A 17,073-nucleotide genomic window follows, 5' to 3' on the forward strand; every position below is an offset into this window, starting at 1 on the left:
GGGCATAGACCGGGCCGCCCGGCACCGTGGCCGTGGATGAACGGGGGATGACGGGCGTGCGACAACGCTGTGTGAGGGCGCTCACCCCGGACTCCGGGACATGCCGACGGGGGCGCCCCCTACGATCCATGGATAGGTGCGTGACCGGCACCTGACGGCCATGGCACGGATCGGCGCAGGGCGCATCGCGGCGCCCGGTCGCCCCGGCCGACCTAATACGACGTCTACGAGGACCGATGAATCCTGTCGTACTGATCGCCGAAGAACTCGCTCCCGCCGCCATCGAGGTGCTCGCGCACGACTTCGACGTGCGCCACGTCGACGGCACCGACCGCCCGGCCCTGCTCTCCGCGCTCGCGGAGGCCGACGCGGTGATCGTGCGCAGCGCCACGCAGATCGACGCCGAGGCGATCTCCGCGGCTCCGCGGCTGAAGGTGGTCGCCCGGGCCGGCGTCGGTCTGGACAACGTCGAGGTGCCGGCCGCCACCGCGCGCGGCGTCATGGTCGTCAACGCCCCCACCTCCAACATCGTCTCCGCCGCCGAGCAGGCCGTCGCGCTGCTGCTCGCCGTCGCGCGGAACACCGCCAGCGCCAGCGCGGCGCTGAAGGCGGGGGAGTGGAAGCGGTCCAGGTACACCGGCGTCGAGCTGCAGGGCAAGACCGTCGGCGTGGTCGGCCTCGGTCGCATCGGGGTGCTCTTCGCGCAGCGCATCGCCGCCTTCGGCACCCGGCTGATCGCGTACGACCCCTACATCCAGCCGGCCCGCGCCGCGCAGCTCGGTGTCCGGCTGGTGGGGCTGGAGGAGCTGCTGCGGGAGGCCGACTTCATCTCCATCCACCTGCCGAAGACCCCGGAGACGGTCGGCCTGATCGGCGAGAAGGAGCTGGCGATCGTCAAGCCGGGCGTCCGGATCGTCAACGCCGCCCGGGGCGGCCTGGTCGACGAGCAGGCCCTCGCGGACGCGATCGCCGAGGGACGGGTCGCCGGCGCCGGCGTCGACGTGTACGCCAAGGAGCCCTGCACCTCGTCCCCGCTGTTCGCCTTCGACAACGTGGTGGCCACCCCGCACCTGGGCGCGTCCACCCACGAGGCGCAGGACAAGGCCGGCCTGGCCGTGGCCCGGAGCGTCAAGCTGGCACTCCAGGGCGAGTTCGTGCCGGACGCGGTGAACGTGCAGGCCGGCGGCGTGGTCGCCGAGGACGTCCGCCCGCTGCTGCCGCTGGCCGAGAAGCTGGGCCGGGCATTCACCGCCGTGGCCGGCGGGGTGGCCGCCAGCGTCACCGTCGAGGTGCGCGGCGAGATCGTCAACCACGACGTCTCGGTGCTCAAGCTCGCCGCCACCAAGGGGCTGTTCAGCTCGGTGGTGGAGGAGCAGGTCACCTACGTCAACGCCCCGCACCTGGCCGCCGAGCGCGGCGTCGAGGTGACGCTGGCCGCCCAGGCCGACACGGTCGACCACCCGAACCTGGTCACCGTCCGTGGGGCGCTGCCCGACGGTCGTACGGTCAGCGTCTCCGGCACGGTCACCCACACCGGCGCCCGGGACGTCATCAAGCTGACCGAGGTGGACGGCTTCGATGTGGAGATCGGCGCCGAGGGCATCCTGCTCTTCCTGCGCTACGTCGACCGGCCGGGTGTGGTCGGCACCGTCGGCACCCTGCTCGGCGAGGCCGGCGTCAACATCGCGGCGATGCAGGTGGCCCGGCGGGAGGCCGGCGGCGAGACCCTGATGACCCTCACCGTCGACCAGGCGCTCGGCGCGGACCTGCTCACCTCGGCGGCCGACTCGATCGGCGCGACCTCCGCCAGCGCGGCGGACCTGCGCGACGAGTAGTCCACCGACACAGCACGAAGGGGGCCCGGCCGTACGGTCGGGCCCTCCGTCGTCTCCGGCCGCCGATGCCGGGCGCGGCCGGACGGTGGGTCAGCGGGCGACGCGGGACGGCGGCGGGTAGACCGAACCGTCCTGGGCGTCGAAGAGCATCAGGCCGTGCACGCCGGCCAGTCGCTCGATGTCGAGCAGAACCTGGTCCTCGCAGGTGGGGACGAGGTTCAACTCCACGTGGTCGTTGGCCGCGTGCAGCGGTGCGACCTCCCAGGGGGTGCCCGGACCGGCGGGCCGGTCGGGGTAGGAGGCGGTGATGGCCCGGTAGAACGCCACCACCCGTGGATCCGGGTACCGGTCGCCGTGCTGCCCCTCGCGGCACCGCCGCACCGCCGCCCGCACGTCCTCCGGCGTGGCCCCGTCGTGGAGGGCCCACACGCTCAGATCGAAACTCACGGCGGACAGCGTGCCATCACGCGTTCACCCGGGCGACACTGACCCGCCGGAATTCCCGCAGGTAGTTCGAGTGTCCGGTCGGAACGGTCCGCTGTGGAGACTCTTGCGTCGAGTTGCGTCGATTCGCTACCGTACCGGTGCGGTCACCGGGAAAGTCGGGGCGTCGGCCTGTCTTCGGGTGACGAGGTCAGACATCCGGCCGGCCGGTCCGCACCCCTCGATTGCGCGAGCCACGCGCATTCGTCGCTGACCGGCCCCCACGGTCGTTGCCGAGACCGTGGGGGCCGATCGCCGACCCGTCGACCGCGCCACCCCGTGGACCCCCTCCACAGGTCGGCCGACGTGCCGCGGCACCGCTCAGCGGCGCCGGTGGGCGAAGAGAGCCTGATATCCCGAGCCGTTGCGGAACCACGACAGCCCGACCGGTCCGGCGGCGTACAGCGCGGTCGCGTAGGCGTCGGCCACCGCCAGGTCCGGTCCGACCACGGTCGCGGCGACCAGGTGTCCGGCCGGTTCGCCGGTGTGCGGGTCGACCACGTGCCCCTGGCGGCCGGTCACCCCGGAGGTGCCCACCGCGCCGGCCGTCATCTCCAGCACCAGCGGGGCCCGACGTCCGTTGGTGGGGTGGTGCACCGCCACCCGCCACGGGCCGCCGTGCGCGGCGTACCCGCGTACCGTCAGGTCGGCGCCGGAGAGCACCGCGTAGTCGGTGATCCCGGCGGCGCGCAGCCGGGCCGCGGCCCGCTCCACCGCCCAGCCGTTGAGCAGGCCGCCGGGGTCGAAGCCGCCGGGGACCGCCCAGGCGTCGAACCAGCCGTCGGTGGCGGCCCGCATCGCCGCGCAGCGGTCGACCAGGTCGGTCAGCGGCGGGTACGACTCGGGGCTGATCTCGCCGCGCCGCAGCCGGGAGACGAGGCTGTCCGGCCGGGCCGGCCCGTAGGTGAGGTCGATGGCCCGCAGTTCGGCGACGGCGTCGCGCAGCGCCTCGCCGACCGTCCGCCGGCCCAGTTGCGCCGGGGCGTTGAGCAGGAGCGAGTACTCGGCGGTGCCGGTCCGGACGGTGTGCTGCACGGCGATCCGGTCGCCGGGCGCGTCACCGGGCCGGTCGAGCCGGTGGCTGCGGGTGCCGAGGCGCAGGTCGGGGCGGCGTCGGGAGAAGCCTGTCTGGTCCACCCAGCGGGTACGCGGCTGCTCGTCGAGTCTGCCTGGCCCCCGCTGCTGCTCGGTCCGCATCACACTGCTCCTTCGCCGACGGTGCCGCGGCGTCGCGGCTGGTCCGTCCCGGTCCCCCTGAACCGTCCTGGGCAGACCATAAGCAGTGGAGATGACCGCACCATGAATGTCACCTGGGAGCCTGCTGAGCATTCCGGCGTCCCAAATCATGGAAGGCTCGTACCGGGAGCCGGGACGGCGACGTACCGTTCACAGCAGCGGACGAGGTGAGGAGCGGCAGGTGGCACGGATCGCGGTGGTGGCCGGGGACGGGATCGGACCCGAGGTGGTCGCGCAGGCCCTCAAGGTCCTCGACGCCGTGCTCCCCGGCATCGAGGCCACGGAGTACGACCTCGGCGCGGCACGGTACCACCGCACCGGCGAGGTGCTGCCCGACTCCGTACTGACGGAGCTGGCCGGGCACGACGCCATCCTGCTCGGCGCGGTCGGCGACCCCACCGTGCCGCCCGGCGTGCTGGAGCGCGGGCTGCTGCTGAAGCTCCGCTTCGCCTTCGACCAGTACGTCAACCTGCGCCCGTCCCGGCTCTGGCCGGGGGTGCCCGGCCCGTTGGCCAGCGTCAAGCCGGGCGAGGTCGACCTGGTGGTCGTCCGGGAGGGCACCGAGGGCCTCTACGCGGGTGCCGGTGGCACGCTGCACCGGGACACCCCGGCCGAGGTGGCCACCGAGGAGAGCCTGAACACCCGGCACGGGGTGGAGCGGGTGATCCGGGACGCGTTCGCCCGCGCCGGCCGCCGGGAGCGCCGCAAGGTCACCCTGGTGCACAAGACCAACGTGCTGACCCATGCCGGGTCGCTGTGGGCCCGCGCGTTCGCGGCCGTCGCCGCCGAGCACCCCGACGTCAGCACCGAGTACCAGCACGTCGACGCCGCCGCCATGTTCCTGGTCACCCAGCCCCAGCGGTACGACGTGGTGGTCACCGACAACCTCTTCGGCGACATCCTGACCGACATCGCCGCCGCCGTCACCGGTGGGATCGGGTTGGCGGCCAGCGGCTGCATCAACCCGACCGGGGCGTACCCGTCGATGTTCGAGCCGGTGCACGGTTCGGCGCCGGACATCGCCGGCAAGGGCGTCGCCGACCCGGTGGCCGCCGTGCTCTCCGCCGCCCTCCTGCTCGACCAGCTCGGCCACGTCGACGCGGCGGCCCGGGTGACCGGTGCGGTCGCCGCGGAGCTGGCCGCCCGCACGCCGGGCGTACCGCTGCGTACCGACGAGGTCGGCGACCGGCTCGCCACCCACTCGGTGGCCTGACCCGCCCACCGCCGCCGGTCCGGCGGCCGGTGCCGTGCCCGGTCGGACCGTCGCAGGTCGGCAGGTCGCCGGCCCGGGGTCACCCGAACGGGCCCGGAAGGTCCAGCAGGTGGCGCTATCCGCTGAACGACCGTTCGGGGTAGGTTTCTGGCATCAGCTCCGGCGTGCGGTCCCGTACGCCGTCAACCCGCAGGGAGGTCAGCGCGATGAGCGGTGGTGACATGATCGATTTCGAGGTCCGTCCGAATCCCACGCCGGTATCCGCCGCCGACCGGGCCGCCCTGCTGGCCAACCCGGGCTTCGGCCGGGTGTTCACCGACCACATGGTGACCATCCGGTACGCCGAGGGCAAGGGTTGGTACGACCCCCGGGTCGAGGCCCGGGCGCCGATCCCGATGGACCCGGCGAGCGCCGTCCTGCACTACGCGCAGGAGATCTTCGAGGGGCTGAAGGCGTACCGGACGGCCGATGGTTCGGTGACCATGTTCCGGCCCGAGGCCAACGCCGCCCGGTTCATCGCCTCCGCGCAGCGGCTGGCCATGCCGGAGCTGCCGGCGGAGATGTTCGTCGAGTCGCTGCGCCGGTTGGTCGAGATCGACCGGGACTGGATCCCCGAGGGCGCCGACGCCAGCCTCTACCTGCGGCCGTTCATGTTCGCCAGCGAGGTCTTCCTCGGCGTGCGCCCGGCCAACGAGTACCTCTACTGCGTCATCGCGTCGCCAGCCGGCGCGTACTTCGCCGGTGGGGTCAGGCCGGTCACCGTCTGGGTCTCCCCGGACTACACCCGGGCGGCCCCCGGTGGCACCGGCGCGGCGAAGTGCGGTGGCAACTACGCCGCCTCGCTGTCCGCGCAGGCCGAGGCGATCGAGGCCGGTTGCGACCAGGTCGTCTTCCTGGACGCGGTGGAGCGCCGCTTCGTCGACGAGTTGGGCGGCATGAACGTCTTCTTCGTCTACGACGACAACACCCTGGTCACCCCGCCGCTGACCGGCACGATCCTGCCCGGCATCACCCGGGACGCGCTGCTCACCCTGGCTGCCGCCGCCGGGCACCGGGTCGAGGAACGCCCGGTCAGCTTCGCCGACTGGCAGGCCGACGCGGAGAGCGGCCGGCTGCGCGAGGTCTTCGCCTGCGGCACCGCCGCGGTGATCACCCCGATCGGCCGGGTGCGCTTCCCCGACGGCGAGTTCCTGATCGGCGGCGGTGAGCCGGGCCGGTCCACCACGGCGCTGCGCGAGCAGTTGGTGGCGATCCAGCGCGGTGAGTCCCCCGACCCGCACGGCTGGGTGCGGCGCGTTCTCTGATCCGTCCGCCGCCGCGCTGGCGCGGCCCAGGCCGGCTGAGCGGCCGTCTCGACCACCGGCCGCGCCGCTGCTCGCCGCGCGGCCGGCGGTCGCGGCGCCGGTGCTCCGTCCCCGCGGTCCGGGTTCCGCGACGTGCCTGTCCGCCGGGTGGACCCGGCTCACTCCAGCAGGTGATCGCGGAGGGCGGCGAGCTGGGCGTCGGTGACCCCGGCGTGGCGCAGGTAGTGCTCCACCGAGCCGTGCCGGTGCCTCAGCTCGCCGAGGAAGAGCGTCATCGCCTCGGCGGGGGAGGCGAGGAACGGCGCCGGCAGTTTCTCGGCGTCCGGCGCGGTCTGCGCCACCCAGGCACCGAACCGCCGGGACGACTCCGTGCTCAGCGCGTAGTCCTCGGCGATGTCGTCGTCACTGACACCGAGCACCGCCAGGGTCAGGCCGCAGACGATGCCGGTGCGGTCCTTGCCCGCGACGCAGTGCACCAGGACGGGTGCGTTGGCGCTGTCGGCGATCAGGCCGACCGCCTCGGCCAGCCCGGCGGTGCCGGTCTCGGCGAGGTCGACGTACCGGTCGGCGAGGTAGCGGGCCAGGCTCGACCCGGGCTCGTACCTCCGTTGCGTCCAGTCGGCGTGCTCGGGGTGGATGTGCCGGTAGGTCAGGCCGTCCAGCGCGGGCACCCGGCCGTCCCGGTCCACCTCGGACGGTCGGCGCAGGTCGACCACGGTGCGGATGCCGAGGGCGGCGAAAGCCTCCCGGTCGGTGCCGTCGATCCGGTGCGGGGAGTCGGCGCGGTAGAGCCGGTTCCACCGCACCGCGCGACCGTCGTGGCCGGGATAGCCGCCGACGTCACGGAAGTTGAACATCGCGGAGAACGGGATTCTGCGGTTGTCCTCGATGGAGTCCACTCGGCCACGGTAGTGGAGGCAGCCCCGGCACCGTAACGGCCGGCGGGGCGTGCGCCCCACCGGCCGTGCGTCCCGATCGGCTACCGCGCGGTGCCCGGGGGCAGGTTGCCGTAGGTGTCGTCGTAGTAGCCGCCCAGCTTGTCCCGGTACGCCGAGTCGCTGTGGCTGGTCTCGTCGTACTCGGGGGCGGCCTTGATCTGGTCCTTGCTGCGGTCGACGTAGACCTTCCGGTCGTCGTGGTCGACCTGGTTGACGGTGCCGGCCGGCAGCATGACCTTCTTGCCGAAGATCCACGGCCCGGTGTCGACGACCAGGTAGCTGCCGTCGACCTCGTGGCTCGCCTCGTCGATCTTGCCGATGCCGCCGTCGGTCGCCTCGACCTTGTAGCCGACCAGGTCGGTGTCGGCGACCCCGGCCTCGTCGCGGTAGCTCCACGGGCTGAAGGCGCCGGCGGGGGCGCCGCCGGGAACGATGCCCTGGCCGCCGTCGAGCATCGGGTCGGTGGTGCCGTGGGTGGTGCGCGGGTCGAGCCTGTCCATGAGAAGCTCCTGCCTCGACTGTCGTGGTCGTTTTCGGAGAGATGGCGTTTCGTGTCCGGATATGAGGTACCCGGGTCGGCCGCCCTCCACACCCCGTGACCGAAAACGACGACGGGCCGACGCCGCGATCCGCGGCGTCGGCCCGTCCGGCCGTCCGAGTCAGCCCAGCGCGTCCTGCGCGTCCAGGGCCACCGCGGCGGCGTGCACGACGGCGGCGATCCGCAGCCCCTCGTGCACCTGCTCGCGGGTGAACCCGGCACCGCGCAGCGCCTTCTCGTGCGACTCCAGGCAGACCCCGCAGCCGGTGATCGCCGACACGGCGAGGCACCAGAGTTCGAAGTCACCCTGGTCCACGCCCGGCCGGGCGATGATCTGCATCCGCAGCCGGGCCGGCATCGAGGCGTACTGCTCGTCGCCGATGAGGTGCTTGGCCCGGTAGTAGACGTTGTTCATCGCCATGATGGTGGCGGCGCCCTTGGCCGCCTCGACCGCCTCCGGGGTGAGGTGGCTGGCCGCCTCGGCGGCGATCTCCCGCAGTACCACCGGGTTGCGGGCCGCGACGGCACACGCCAGGGCGGTGCCCCAGCTCTGCTCCGGCTTCAGGGTCGAGGTGCCGACGGTGGAGCCGAGGTTGAGCTTGATGTCCTTGGCGTACCCGGGCAGGGCCGCCTTGACGACGTCCAGACCCATCTCAGGCGCCGGCGCCGGCGAGCAGGGCGTTGGCGTCGAGGGTCTCGCCGCCCTTGTTCCAGTTGCACGGGCACAGCTCGTCGGTCTGCAGGGCGTCGAGCACCCGCAGCACCTCGGAGACGTTGCGGCCGACCGAGCCGGCGGTCACCATGGCGAACTGGATCTCGTTGTCCGGGTCGACGATGAAGGTGGCCCGCTGGGCCACCCCGTCCTCGCCCAGCACGCCGCAGTCGGCGGTCAGCTCGCGCTTGATGTCGCTGAGCATCGGGAAGGGCAGCTCGCGCAGGTCCGGGTGGTCCTTGCGCCAGGCGTAGTGGACGAACTCGTTGTCCACCGAGACGCCGAGCACCTGGGCGTCCCGGTCGGCGAACTCGCCGTTGAGCCGGCCGAACTCGGCGATCTCCGTCGGGCAGATGAAGGTGAAGTCCTTCGGCCAGAAGAAGACCACCCGCCAGTTGCCCTGGTGGGACTTGTGGTTGATCGTCTCGAACGCCTTGTCGGCGTCCAGCGACACGCAGGCGGTGAGTTCGTACTCGGGGAAGCGGTCACCGACAGTGAGCACAGGTCCTCCTTGGCAGCGGCGCGAGGCCGGTATCTGGATCGGTTCCAGATACTTCCGCAGGAGGGTTTTCACCTGGTGGCAGCGGGGGTGACTTGTGAAGTCGATCACCAGCGGCGGGTGTGGCGCCGGGCTGGCCGGCCGATCGGCTATGGACACTGAGCGTCACCGTCCCGGCATGTGGATTGTGCCTCCCAAAAGCATGGGTGGGGTGGCAAAGTGGCGACCGTGACCAGCACCGCCCTGATCATTGGCAGCTAGCGCGCCCGGCCTCCCCCTCCGCCGAGCGCGCCGACCTCCCGCATCCGCGGGGGGTCTTTTTGTTGCTCCCCCAAGGTCCGAAGAAGGGACTCGCGATGACGTTCCAGGTCTACGACACCACGCTGCGCGACGGCGCCCAGCGCGAGGGGCTCAGCTACTCGGTGATCGACAAGCTCGCGGTGGCCCGGCTGCTCGACGAGTTCGGGGTCGGCTTCATCGAGGGCGGATGGCCGGGCGCGGTGCCGAAGGACACCGAGTTCTTCCGCCGGGCGGGTACCGAGCTGGACCTGCGGCACGCCGTGCTCGTGGCGTTCGGGGCCACCCGCAAGGCCGGGGTCGCCGTCGCCGACGACCCGCAGGTGCGCGGGCTGCTCGACGCGCAGACCCCGGCCGTCGCCCTGGTCGCGAAGGCCGACATCCGGCACGTCGAACGGGCCCTGCGCACCACCGGCGCGGAGAACCTGGCGATGGTCCGCGACACCGTCACCCACCTGGTCGCCGAGGGCCGGCGGGTGTTCGTCGACGGGGAACACTTCTTCGACGGCTACCGGCACGACCCGGCGTACACCGCCTTGGTGGTGGAGGCCGCGCTGGCCGCGGGGGCCGAGCGGTTCGTGCTCTGCGACACCAACGGCGGGATGCTGCCGTCCCAGGTGACCGCCGCCATCGCCGAGCTGACCGCGCGCACCGGGATCGCCCCGGAGCTGCTCGGCATGCACGCCCAGAACGACACCGCCTGCGCGGTGGCCAACACGATCGCCGCCGTCGAGGCCGGGGTCCGGCACGTCCAGGGCACCGCCAACGGGTACGGCGAGCGTCCCGGCAACGCCGACCTCTTCGCCGTCGCCGCCAACCTCCAGCTCAAGCTCGGGCTGCCCGTCCTACCCGAGGGCTGCCTGGAACAGATGGTGCGGGTCTCGCACGCCATCGCCGAGATCGCCAACATCGCCCCCGACACCCACCAGGCGTACGCCGGGGCCGCCGCCTTCGCCCACAAGGCGGGGCTGCACGCGAGCGCGATCAAGGTCGACCCGTTGCTCTACAACCACGTGGACCCGTCGGTGGTGGGCAACGACATGCGGATCCTGGTGACCGAGATGGCCGGCCGGGCCAGCGTCGAGCTGAAGAGCCGCGAGCTGGGCCTGGACCTGGCCGGCCATCCGGACGCCGTGTCGAAGGTGACCGCCCGGGTCAAGGAGTTGGAGGCGGGCGGCTGGTCGTTCGAGGCCGCCGACGCCTCGTTCGAGCTGCTGGTCCGCTCCGAGCTGCCGGACGCCGCGCCGGTACGGCCGTTCGCGCTGGAGTCGTACCGGGTGCTGGTCGAGCACCGGGAGGACGGCGCGGTGGTCTCCGAGGCCACCGTGAAGATCCGGGTACGCGGTGAGCGGGTGATCGCCACCGCCGAGGGCAACGGCCCGATCAACGCGCTGGACGAGGCGCTGCGGGTCGGGTTGTCCCGGCACTATCCGGAGCTGCGCCAGTTCGAGCTGGCCGACTACAAGGTCCGCATCCTGGAGGGCACCCACGGCACCGGCGCGGTGACCCGGGTGCTGGTGGAGACCGCCGACGGCACCGGCCGGGACTGGACCACCGTCGGGGTCCACCCCAACGTGGTCGAGGCGTCCTGGCATGCCCTCGTCGACGCCCTCACCTACGGCCTCGACCACGCTCGGGTCTGACCGCCCGCTCCGATATCAGGGGGTGGGGAGGCGGAGGGTGGCCAGCACGGCGCGGTGGTCGGTGGCGGGTACCGGGTGGACGGCGACCGCGCGGACGGCGATCCGGCGGTCGACCAGGACGTGGTCGATGGTGACCGGCGGGACCGGGTCGCCGTCGTACGGGCCCCAGGTGCCCACCAGCCCCGCCCCGACGGCGTCGGCCGCGCCCAGCAGGGGCCGGCGAATCTATTTCGTGAATGGTTGAGCGCTCGCCTCTCGCAATTCCCGACATCGGCTTCGCAATTGCAAAACGGGTTGATCGTCTATTGACGCTCCGCTTTTCTCGGTGTTAGGTTCCTCGTGGTTGAGGCGCCACAACAGAGCGTAGTAATGCCTGCTCAGGCCGGATGGAAACGTTGATTGGTCAACATTTCCGGTGCGGGCGTAGGTCTTCTGCCTGCGTCATTTCCGGCCCGTCCGCAGTAACCCATCCGGCTCGCCGAACGGCGGGTCGGCCGTATCGCCACGGTCACAAAAGGGAGACCTGTCATGGCCACATTCTTCAGGCGCAAGGCGGCAGCGGTGACGCTCGGCGTCCTGGCGCTCACCCTGGCCGGCGGTGGGATCGCCGCCGCGCAGCCGGCGACCAAGGCTCCGGCCGAGGTCGCCCAGCCGGGGGCACAGCAATCGGGCGGCCAGTCGCAGCCGGGCGTCTCGCCGGCCGCCGCGCGTGAGGCAAAGGCGGCGATGGGGGCGACCCTGGCGGTCCCCGCACCGGGCACCGTCGAGTGGGCCGTGGTGGCCAGCAACGGCACCCTGCTGCAGCACTCGGCCAACGTCGTCTCCACGACCAAGTACGGCCCGGGCCAGTACCAGGTGCTGCTGAACTACAACGTCAGCCTCAAGGCGCACAGCGCGACCATCGGCACCAACGACCAGTTCAACGTGCCGCCTTCCGGCCTGGTCTCGGTCGCGCCCCGCAACCAGACCGTGAACGGCGTCTTCATCCAGACCTGGACGCCCGGCAACGTGCCGGCGGACCGGCCGTTCCACCTGCACATCGCCAACTGAGCACGGACCCGGCCGGACGGTGCCGGCCCAACGGGGCCGGCACCGTCTCGTGTGGAACGTCCGGTCGAGGCCGGCTCGGGAGGTTGCCGACCAGCCGGGTGGATCGTCCTGATCCACCCCGGAAACCGCCTGACGGGTGCTGATAATCCGACGTTTGCCCGCCCTCGTGGCCGGGAAGCAAGCACCGTGACGGACATCTCGGACACCCTGGCCAGCCTGCCCAGCCCGGTCGAAGCCGACGCGGCGGGCGCCGAGTTGGAACAGATCCTCTTCGAGGTCAGACGCGTGATCGTCGGGCAGGATCGGCTCGTCGAACGCCTGCTCACCGCCCTGATCGCCGACGGGCACTGCCTCCTGGAGGGAGTGCCCGGCGTGGCCAAGACACTGGCCGCGCAGACCCTCGCCACCGTCGTCGGCGGCAACTTCACCCGGATCCAGTTCACCCCCGACCTGGTTCCGTCCGACATCGTCGGCACCCGGATCTACCGGGCCTCGAAGGAGGACTTCGACGTCGAACTGGGCCCGATCATGGCCAACCTGGTCCTCGCCGACGAGATCAACCGGGCCCCCGCCAAGGTCCAGTCCGCGCTGCTGGAGGCGATGGCCGAACGGCAGGTCACCATCGGTGGCCGGAGCTGGCCGGTGCCGGAGCCCTTCCTGGTGCTGGCCACCCAGAACCCGATCGAGTCCGAGGGGGTCTACCAGCTCCCCGAGGCGCAGCGTGACCGGTTCCTGATGAAGGTCGTCGTCGACTACCCGAGCGACGCCGACGAACTGGCCATCCTCTACCGGATGAGCACCGACCGGCCCCGCCCCCGCCGGGTGCTCGACGCGGAGCGGCTGCGCGAGTACCAGCGCCGCGCCGCGCACATCTTCGTGCACCACGCGCTCGCCGAGTACGTGGTCCGGCTGATCCTGGCCACCCGCGACCCGGGCCGCTTCGGACTGCCGGAACTCGCCCCGATGCTGGCGTACGGGGCGAGCCCCCGGGCCACCCTCGGCCTGGTCGCCGCCGCCCGCGCCCAGGCGTTGCTGCGCGGGCGCGAGTACGTGCTCCCCGAGGACGTCCGTGAACTGGCCGTCGACGTGCTCGCCCACCGGCTGGTGCTCTCCTTCGACGCGGTCGCCGACGGGGTCTCCGCCGAGGCGGTGGTGCACCGGCTGGTCCAGGCGGTGCCGCCGCCGGTGCTCGCCACCGGCCACCCCGAGCACGTCCCCGACCTGGCGGCGGCGTGAGCCGCCCGGCCACGCCGACGTACACCGGTCCGGGGCTGGCCGACCTCGCCCCCGACCAGCGGTTGCGCCGGCTGGAACTGACCGTCACCCGACGCCTGGACGGGCTGCTCCAGGGACAGCACCGGGGCCTGCTGCCCGGCCCCGGCAGCGAGATCGCCGGCAGCCGCGAGTACCGGCCCGGCGAGGACGAGGTGCGCCGGATGGACTGGGCGGTCACCGCCCGGACCACCGTGCCGCACGTCCGGGAGGTCGACGCCGACCGGGAGCTGACCACCTGGCTGCTGGTCGACGCCAGCCCCAGCATGGAGTACGGCACCGCCGAGCTGGACAAGCGGGAGCTGTCGGTGGCCGCCGTCGCGGCGGTCGGCTTCCTCACCGCCGGCGCCGGCAACCGGCTGGGCGCCCAGGTGCTCGCCCCCGGTGGGCTGCGCCGGTTCCCGGCCCGCAGTGGACGTATCCACCTGCTGAGCCTGCTCCGCGCGCTGCTGCACGCCCCCCGGGCCGCCGGCCCCGACCCGACGGCGGTGCCCCCGGCCGGCCCCGACCTGGGCGACGCCCTCGCGGCGGTGCAGCGGGTCGCCACCCGGCGCGGCCTGGTCGTGGTGGTCTCCGACTTCCTCGACGGGCTCCCCGACGACCACCACGCCCCGGCCCCCTGGGAGCCGCCGCTGCGCCGCCTCGCCGCCCGGCACCAGGTGCTCGCCGTCGAGGTCACCGACCCGCGCGAGCTGGAGCTGCCGGACGTCGGCCTGATCACCCTGGTCGACCCGGAGACCGGCGCGCGGCGCGAGGTGTGGACCGGTGACCCGGCGCTGCGCCGCCGGTACGCCAGCGCCGCCGCCGCCGAGCGGGCCCAGGTGGGCCGGGCGTTGCGCCGCTGCGGCGCGGCCCACCTGACGCTGCGTACCGACCGGGACTGGACCGCCGACATCGTGCGGCACGTGCACGCCCAGCGCCGGCTGGCCTCGGCGCCCGCCGCGCACCGGGGAGGTGCCGCGTGAACTGGCAGTCACCCACCCGGCTCCTGCTGCTGCTCGGGGTCCTCGCGCTGGCCGCCGGCTACCTGCTGATGCAGCGGCGGCGCAGCCGGTACGCGGTCCGCTTCACCAACCTGCGGCTGCTCGACCGGGTCGCGCCGCAGCGCCCGTCCTGGCGGCGGCACCTGCCCGCCGGCCTCTTCCTGGCCATGCTGGCGCTGCTGGTGGTCGGCTTCGCCCGGCCCACGGCCGAGGTACGGGTGCCCCGCGAGCGGGCCACCGTGATGGTCGCCGTCGACGTCTCCACCTCGATGCTCGCCACCGACGTCGAACCGGACCGGCTCACCGCCGCCAAGGAGGCCGCCCGGCGCTTCGTCGACGGGCTGCCCGACGAGTTCAACGTGGGGCTGGTGGCATTCGCCGGCAGCGCGGCGGTGCTGGTGCCGCCGAGCACCGACCGGGACGCCCTGCACGAGGGGATCGACCGGCTCGCCGAGGGGATCACCGGGGTGCAGGGCACCGCCATCGGCGAGGCGATCAGCGCCTCCCTCGGCGCGGTGAAGAGCCTCGACGAGAAGGCGGCCAAGCAGCCACCGCCGGCCCGGGTCATCCTGCTCTCCGACGGGGCGAACACCTCCGGCGCCGACCCGATGGAGGCCGCCTCGGCGGCCGTCGCGGCCAAGGTGCCGGTGCACACCATCTCGTTCGGGACCCCCGGCGGGTTCGTCGACCGGGGTGGCCGACCGATCCAGGTGCCGGTCGACGGGCAGACCCTCCGGGCCGTCGCCGACGAGACCGGGGGCGGGTTCCACGAGGCGGGCAGCAGCGCCGAGCTGCGTGACGTCTACGAGGACATCGGCTCCTCGGTCGGCTACCGCAAGGAACGCCAGGACATCTCCGCCCGGTTCATCGGCCTCGGGCTGGTGTTCGCCATGGGTGCCGCGGCCGGGTCGATGCGGTGGTTCTCCCGGCTGCCCTGAGCCCAGCCGTCCTGAGCCCGTCGGAGCGAACAGTGAGGAGCGGACGTATGGCAGTGCAGACCGGTCTGGGTGAGCCCCGGGGTCCCTGGTTCCTCTCGCCCGACCTGGGGCCGGACGGCCGGCCCCGGTGGGACGTGCCGGGGTCGGGGGAGGATCCCTCCCGACGGCGCTGGCGGGGTCGGCTGTTGACCGCCACGGCGGTGGTCGCCCTCTCCACCGTCTCCGGCGCGGCGGCCGGCGGCTGGGTGGCCGGCCACGACGGGGCGGGGTCGTCGGCGGCCTCCGCCGCGCCGGTCCCGGCGGAGCTGGTCACCGCCGCGCAGAAGACCGTGCCCGGTGTGGTGTCGGTGATGGTCGGCGGCGGCACGACCGGCCAGTCGGCGACCGGCTCCGGCTTCGCCATCGACAACGAGCAGCACATCGTCACCAACGACCACATCCTGGCCAAGGGTGGCGGCGGCGCGATCACGGTGGAGATGCCGGACGGCCGCCGGTACGCCGCCGAGGTGGTCGGCCGGGAGCCGGGCAGCGACCTGGCGGTGCTCAAGGTGCCGTCGGCCGCCGGGCTGGCCCCGCTGCCGCTGGCCAAGCCCCGGTCCACCCGGGTCGGCGAGCCGGTGCTCGCGGTCGGCTCGCCGCTCGGCCTGGCCGGCACGGTGACCGCCGGCATCGTCAGCGCCCTGGACCGGCAGGTACGGCTGGGCACCAACCGGCGCAGCGCGGTGCAGACCGACGCGTCGATCAACCCGGGCAACTCGGGCGGCCCGCTGGTCAACGCCCGGGGTGAGGTGGTCGGGGTGAACACGGCGATCGCCACCATCGACGGCAGCGGCTCGATCGGCATCGGCTTCGCCATCCCGATCGACCAGGTGCAGCAGACCGCCGACACGATCATCGGCAAAGGCGGGTGAGTCGGGCCTGCCAGACCGGACGGTCGTAACGGGAAAATTGACGGATACCTGGCGCGGGACCATCGGACCATAGAAATATCACGCTGAGTATGGATACTGGCGTGGGTGGAGCTTCCTCTCATAACGGTCCTGCTGGTGGCGGGACTCGTCCTCGGATGGGGTGTGGGCGCACAGTACGCCCGCGCCCGGCGCGGCTGGAACGACTACAAGGCCGCCAAGAAGGCGGTGCCGGGTGCCCGGAAGACCGCCATGCTGCTGGTCCGGGCCGTCTTCACCAAGGTCGGCGTGATCGCGCTGCTGCTCGTCGGCGCGGTCGCGTACGCCGCCGTGGGACCGAACCACGACCGGGCCGAACCGGCGCCCGCTCCGTCGCCCAGCGCCACCGCGACCCACCAGACCACCCACGGGCGATAGCCTCGCAGGGTGGACGACGGACTGCGGGTGACCGAACGGTGGGTCGTACCCGCCGCCGAGCTGCGGGAACGGTTCTCCCGGTCGTCCGGGCCGGGCGGCCAGGGGGTCAACACCACCGACTCCCGGGTCGAGCTGAGCTTCGACGTCGCCGGCACCACCAGCCTGTCCCCGACGCTGCGGGCCCGCGCGCTGGACCGGCTCGCCGGCCGGCTGGTCGACGGCGTGCTCACCATCGCCGCCAGCGAACACCGGGCCCAGCTCGCCAACCGTGAGGCGGCCCGCGACCGGATGGCCGCGCTGCTGCGCGCCGCCGTCGCCCCGCCGCCCCCGCCCCGCCGGCCGACCCGACCGTCCCGGGGCGCCAAGGAGCGCCGGCTCGCCGACAAGAAGCGCCAGTCCCAGCGCAAGCGCGACCGCCGGGCGGACGGGGACTGAGCACCGGAGACCCGGCTGCGGATCCACCGCGGATCCGGCTCGAACACCTCGGATACCTGGCGCGGTGAGCCCGGTCCGGCTCGAACATCTTGGATACCTGGCGCGGCGAGCCCGGGCGTGCGCCGGCTGGGCCGGGGGCCCCCGGAGGATCCGCGCACCGGTCGACCTCGGGCGGGGGCGACCATCCCTTGGCAGCGGTATGCCAGTCAGGCATATTTATGCCCGAGTGGCATACCGCTCGCCGGCATGATGCCGATGAGTGGGCAACCTCGTTGACCGGTTCGCTCGCCCGGTGAGCGTCACGGTTCGCAGCCGCCCGGCCAGCAGCGCGGCCTGGTGCCCGGCCCGGTCGGTCAGCGTGAGGAAGCTCCG

General features: G+C 73.0%; 17 protein-coding genes and 1 pseudogene. 11 read left to right on the plus strand and 7 right to left on the minus strand.

Annotation, left to right across the window (positions count from 1 at the left end; translation table 11 throughout):
• Positions 1 to 236: 236 nt before the first annotated feature.
• Entirely contained in the window at positions 237 to 1,835 is a 1,599-nt protein-coding gene (gene serA, locus ACIQG9_RS05705) for a phosphoglycerate dehydrogenase (RefSeq protein ID WP_400398696.1), read from the plus strand.
• Positions 1,836 to 1,925: 90 nt separating this feature from the next.
• Here the strand turns inward: serA and ACIQG9_RS05710 are convergent, their stop codons facing one another.
• Both ACIQG9_RS05710 and ACIQG9_RS05715 read right to left on the minus strand, forming a co-directional pair.
• Positions 1,926 to 2,282 carry a hypothetical protein gene (locus ACIQG9_RS05710; protein WP_400398697.1) on the minus strand — a complete coding sequence of 119 codons (357 nt, stop codon included), beginning with the start codon at positions 2,280 to 2,282 and terminating at the stop codon, positions 1,926 to 1,928.
• A 357-nt stretch (positions 2,283 to 2,639) separates the two neighbouring features.
• Positions 2,640 to 3,515 (minus strand): FAD:protein FMN transferase, encoded by an 876-nt coding sequence (locus ACIQG9_RS05715; RefSeq protein ID WP_400398698.1) that lies wholly within the window; start codon positions 3,513 to 3,515, stop codon positions 2,640 to 2,642.
• Between the two features lie 220 nt (positions 3,516 to 3,735).
• Here ACIQG9_RS05715 and ACIQG9_RS05720 point away from each other — a divergent pair, with 220 nt between their 5' ends.
• Both ACIQG9_RS05720 and ACIQG9_RS05725 read left to right on the plus strand, forming a co-directional pair.
• Positions 3,736 to 4,767 carry a 3-isopropylmalate dehydrogenase gene (locus tag ACIQG9_RS05720; RefSeq protein WP_400398699.1) on the plus strand — a complete coding sequence of 344 codons (1,032 nt, stop codon included), beginning with the start codon at positions 3,736 to 3,738 and terminating at the stop codon, positions 4,765 to 4,767.
• A gap of 206 nt (positions 4,768 to 4,973) precedes the next feature.
• Complete coding sequence (locus tag ACIQG9_RS05725; protein ID WP_400398700.1) at positions 4,974 to 6,071, plus strand: branched-chain amino acid aminotransferase; 1,098 nt, start codon at positions 4,974 to 4,976, stop codon at positions 6,069 to 6,071.
• 158 nt (positions 6,072 to 6,229) lie between these two features.
• Here ACIQG9_RS05725 and ACIQG9_RS05730 read toward each other — a convergent pair whose 3' ends face one another.
• From ACIQG9_RS05730 to ACIQG9_RS05745, 4 genes are all read right to left on the minus strand, one after another.
• The gene (locus ACIQG9_RS05730) at positions 6,230 to 6,970 is read right to left on the minus strand and encodes a tyrosine-protein phosphatase (protein ID WP_400398701.1); all 741 of its coding nucleotides are present in this window, start codon (positions 6,968 to 6,970) and stop codon (positions 6,230 to 6,232) included.
• Positions 6,971 to 7,050: 80 nt separating this feature from the next.
• The gene (locus ACIQG9_RS05735; RefSeq protein ID WP_400398702.1) at positions 7,051 to 7,509 is read right to left on the minus strand and encodes a PRC-barrel domain-containing protein; all 459 of its coding nucleotides are present in this window, start codon (positions 7,507 to 7,509) and stop codon (positions 7,051 to 7,053) included.
• Between the two features lie 159 nt (positions 7,510 to 7,668).
• On the minus strand, positions 7,669 to 8,199 hold the full coding sequence (locus ACIQG9_RS05740) for a carboxymuconolactone decarboxylase family protein (RefSeq protein WP_400398703.1): 531 nt from the start codon (positions 8,197 to 8,199) through the stop codon (positions 7,669 to 7,671).
• A 1-nt stretch (position 8,200) separates the two neighbouring features.
• Complete coding sequence (locus tag ACIQG9_RS05745) at positions 8,201 to 8,761, minus strand: peroxiredoxin (protein WP_400398704.1); 561 nt, start codon at positions 8,759 to 8,761, stop codon at positions 8,201 to 8,203.
• 353 nt (positions 8,762 to 9,114) lie between these two features.
• Here ACIQG9_RS05745 and cimA point away from each other — a divergent pair, with 353 nt between their 5' ends.
• Positions 9,115 to 10,698 (plus strand): citramalate synthase, encoded by a 1,584-nt coding sequence (gene cimA, locus ACIQG9_RS05750; RefSeq protein WP_400398705.1) that lies wholly within the window; start codon positions 9,115 to 9,117, stop codon positions 10,696 to 10,698.
• 15 nt (positions 10,699 to 10,713) lie between these two features.
• Here cimA and ACIQG9_RS05755 read toward each other — a convergent pair.
• Positions 10,714 to 10,902, minus strand: a pseudogene (locus tag ACIQG9_RS05755) (endonuclease/exonuclease/phosphatase family protein); the annotation flags it as partial.
• 324 nt (positions 10,903 to 11,226) lie between these two features.
• Between ACIQG9_RS05755 and ACIQG9_RS05760 the strand changes: the two are divergent.
• The 7 genes from ACIQG9_RS05760 to arfB all read left to right on the plus strand — a co-directional run bounded on the left by ACIQG9_RS05760 (position 11,227) and on the right by arfB (position 16,701).
• Positions 11,227 to 11,748: a hypothetical protein gene (locus ACIQG9_RS05760; RefSeq protein ID WP_400398706.1), complete on the plus strand. Its 522-nt coding sequence runs from the start codon at positions 11,227 to 11,229 to the stop codon at positions 11,746 to 11,748.
• 186 nt (positions 11,749 to 11,934) lie between these two features.
• Positions 11,935 to 12,984 (plus strand): AAA family ATPase, encoded by a 1,050-nt coding sequence (locus ACIQG9_RS05765; RefSeq protein ID WP_400398707.1) that lies wholly within the window; start codon positions 11,935 to 11,937, stop codon positions 12,982 to 12,984.
• The gene (locus ACIQG9_RS05770; RefSeq protein ID WP_400398708.1) at positions 12,981 to 13,985 is read left to right on the plus strand and encodes a DUF58 domain-containing protein; all 1,005 of its coding nucleotides are present in this window, start codon (positions 12,981 to 12,983) and stop codon (positions 13,983 to 13,985) included. The genes ACIQG9_RS05765 and ACIQG9_RS05770 overlap by 4 nt, the downstream gene beginning before the upstream one ends.
• Positions 13,982 to 14,941: a VWA domain-containing protein gene (locus ACIQG9_RS05775; RefSeq protein ID WP_400398709.1), complete on the plus strand. Its 960-nt coding sequence runs from the start codon at positions 13,982 to 13,984 to the stop codon at positions 14,939 to 14,941. Before ACIQG9_RS05770 ends, ACIQG9_RS05775 begins: the two co-directional genes overlap by 4 nt.
• Positions 14,942 to 14,988: 47 nt before the next feature.
• A complete protein-coding gene (locus ACIQG9_RS05780) occupies positions 14,989 to 15,852 on the plus strand; it encodes a S1C family serine protease (protein ID WP_400398710.1) in 864 nt (287 codons plus the stop codon).
• A 105-nt stretch (positions 15,853 to 15,957) separates the two neighbouring features.
• Entirely contained in the window at positions 15,958 to 16,266 is a 309-nt protein-coding gene (locus ACIQG9_RS05785; protein ID WP_400398711.1) for a hypothetical protein, read from the plus strand.
• Between the two features lie 9 nt (positions 16,267 to 16,275).
• Positions 16,276 to 16,701: an alternative ribosome rescue aminoacyl-tRNA hydrolase ArfB gene (gene arfB, locus ACIQG9_RS05790; protein ID WP_400398712.1), complete on the plus strand. Its 426-nt coding sequence runs from the start codon at positions 16,276 to 16,278 to the stop codon at positions 16,699 to 16,701.
• Positions 16,702 to 17,073: the final 372 nt, after the last annotated feature.

The sequence above is a fragment of the Micromonospora sp. NPDC092111 genome (assembly GCF_044755745.1).
GTDB lineage: Bacteria > Actinomycetota > Actinomycetes > Mycobacteriales > Micromonosporaceae > Micromonospora.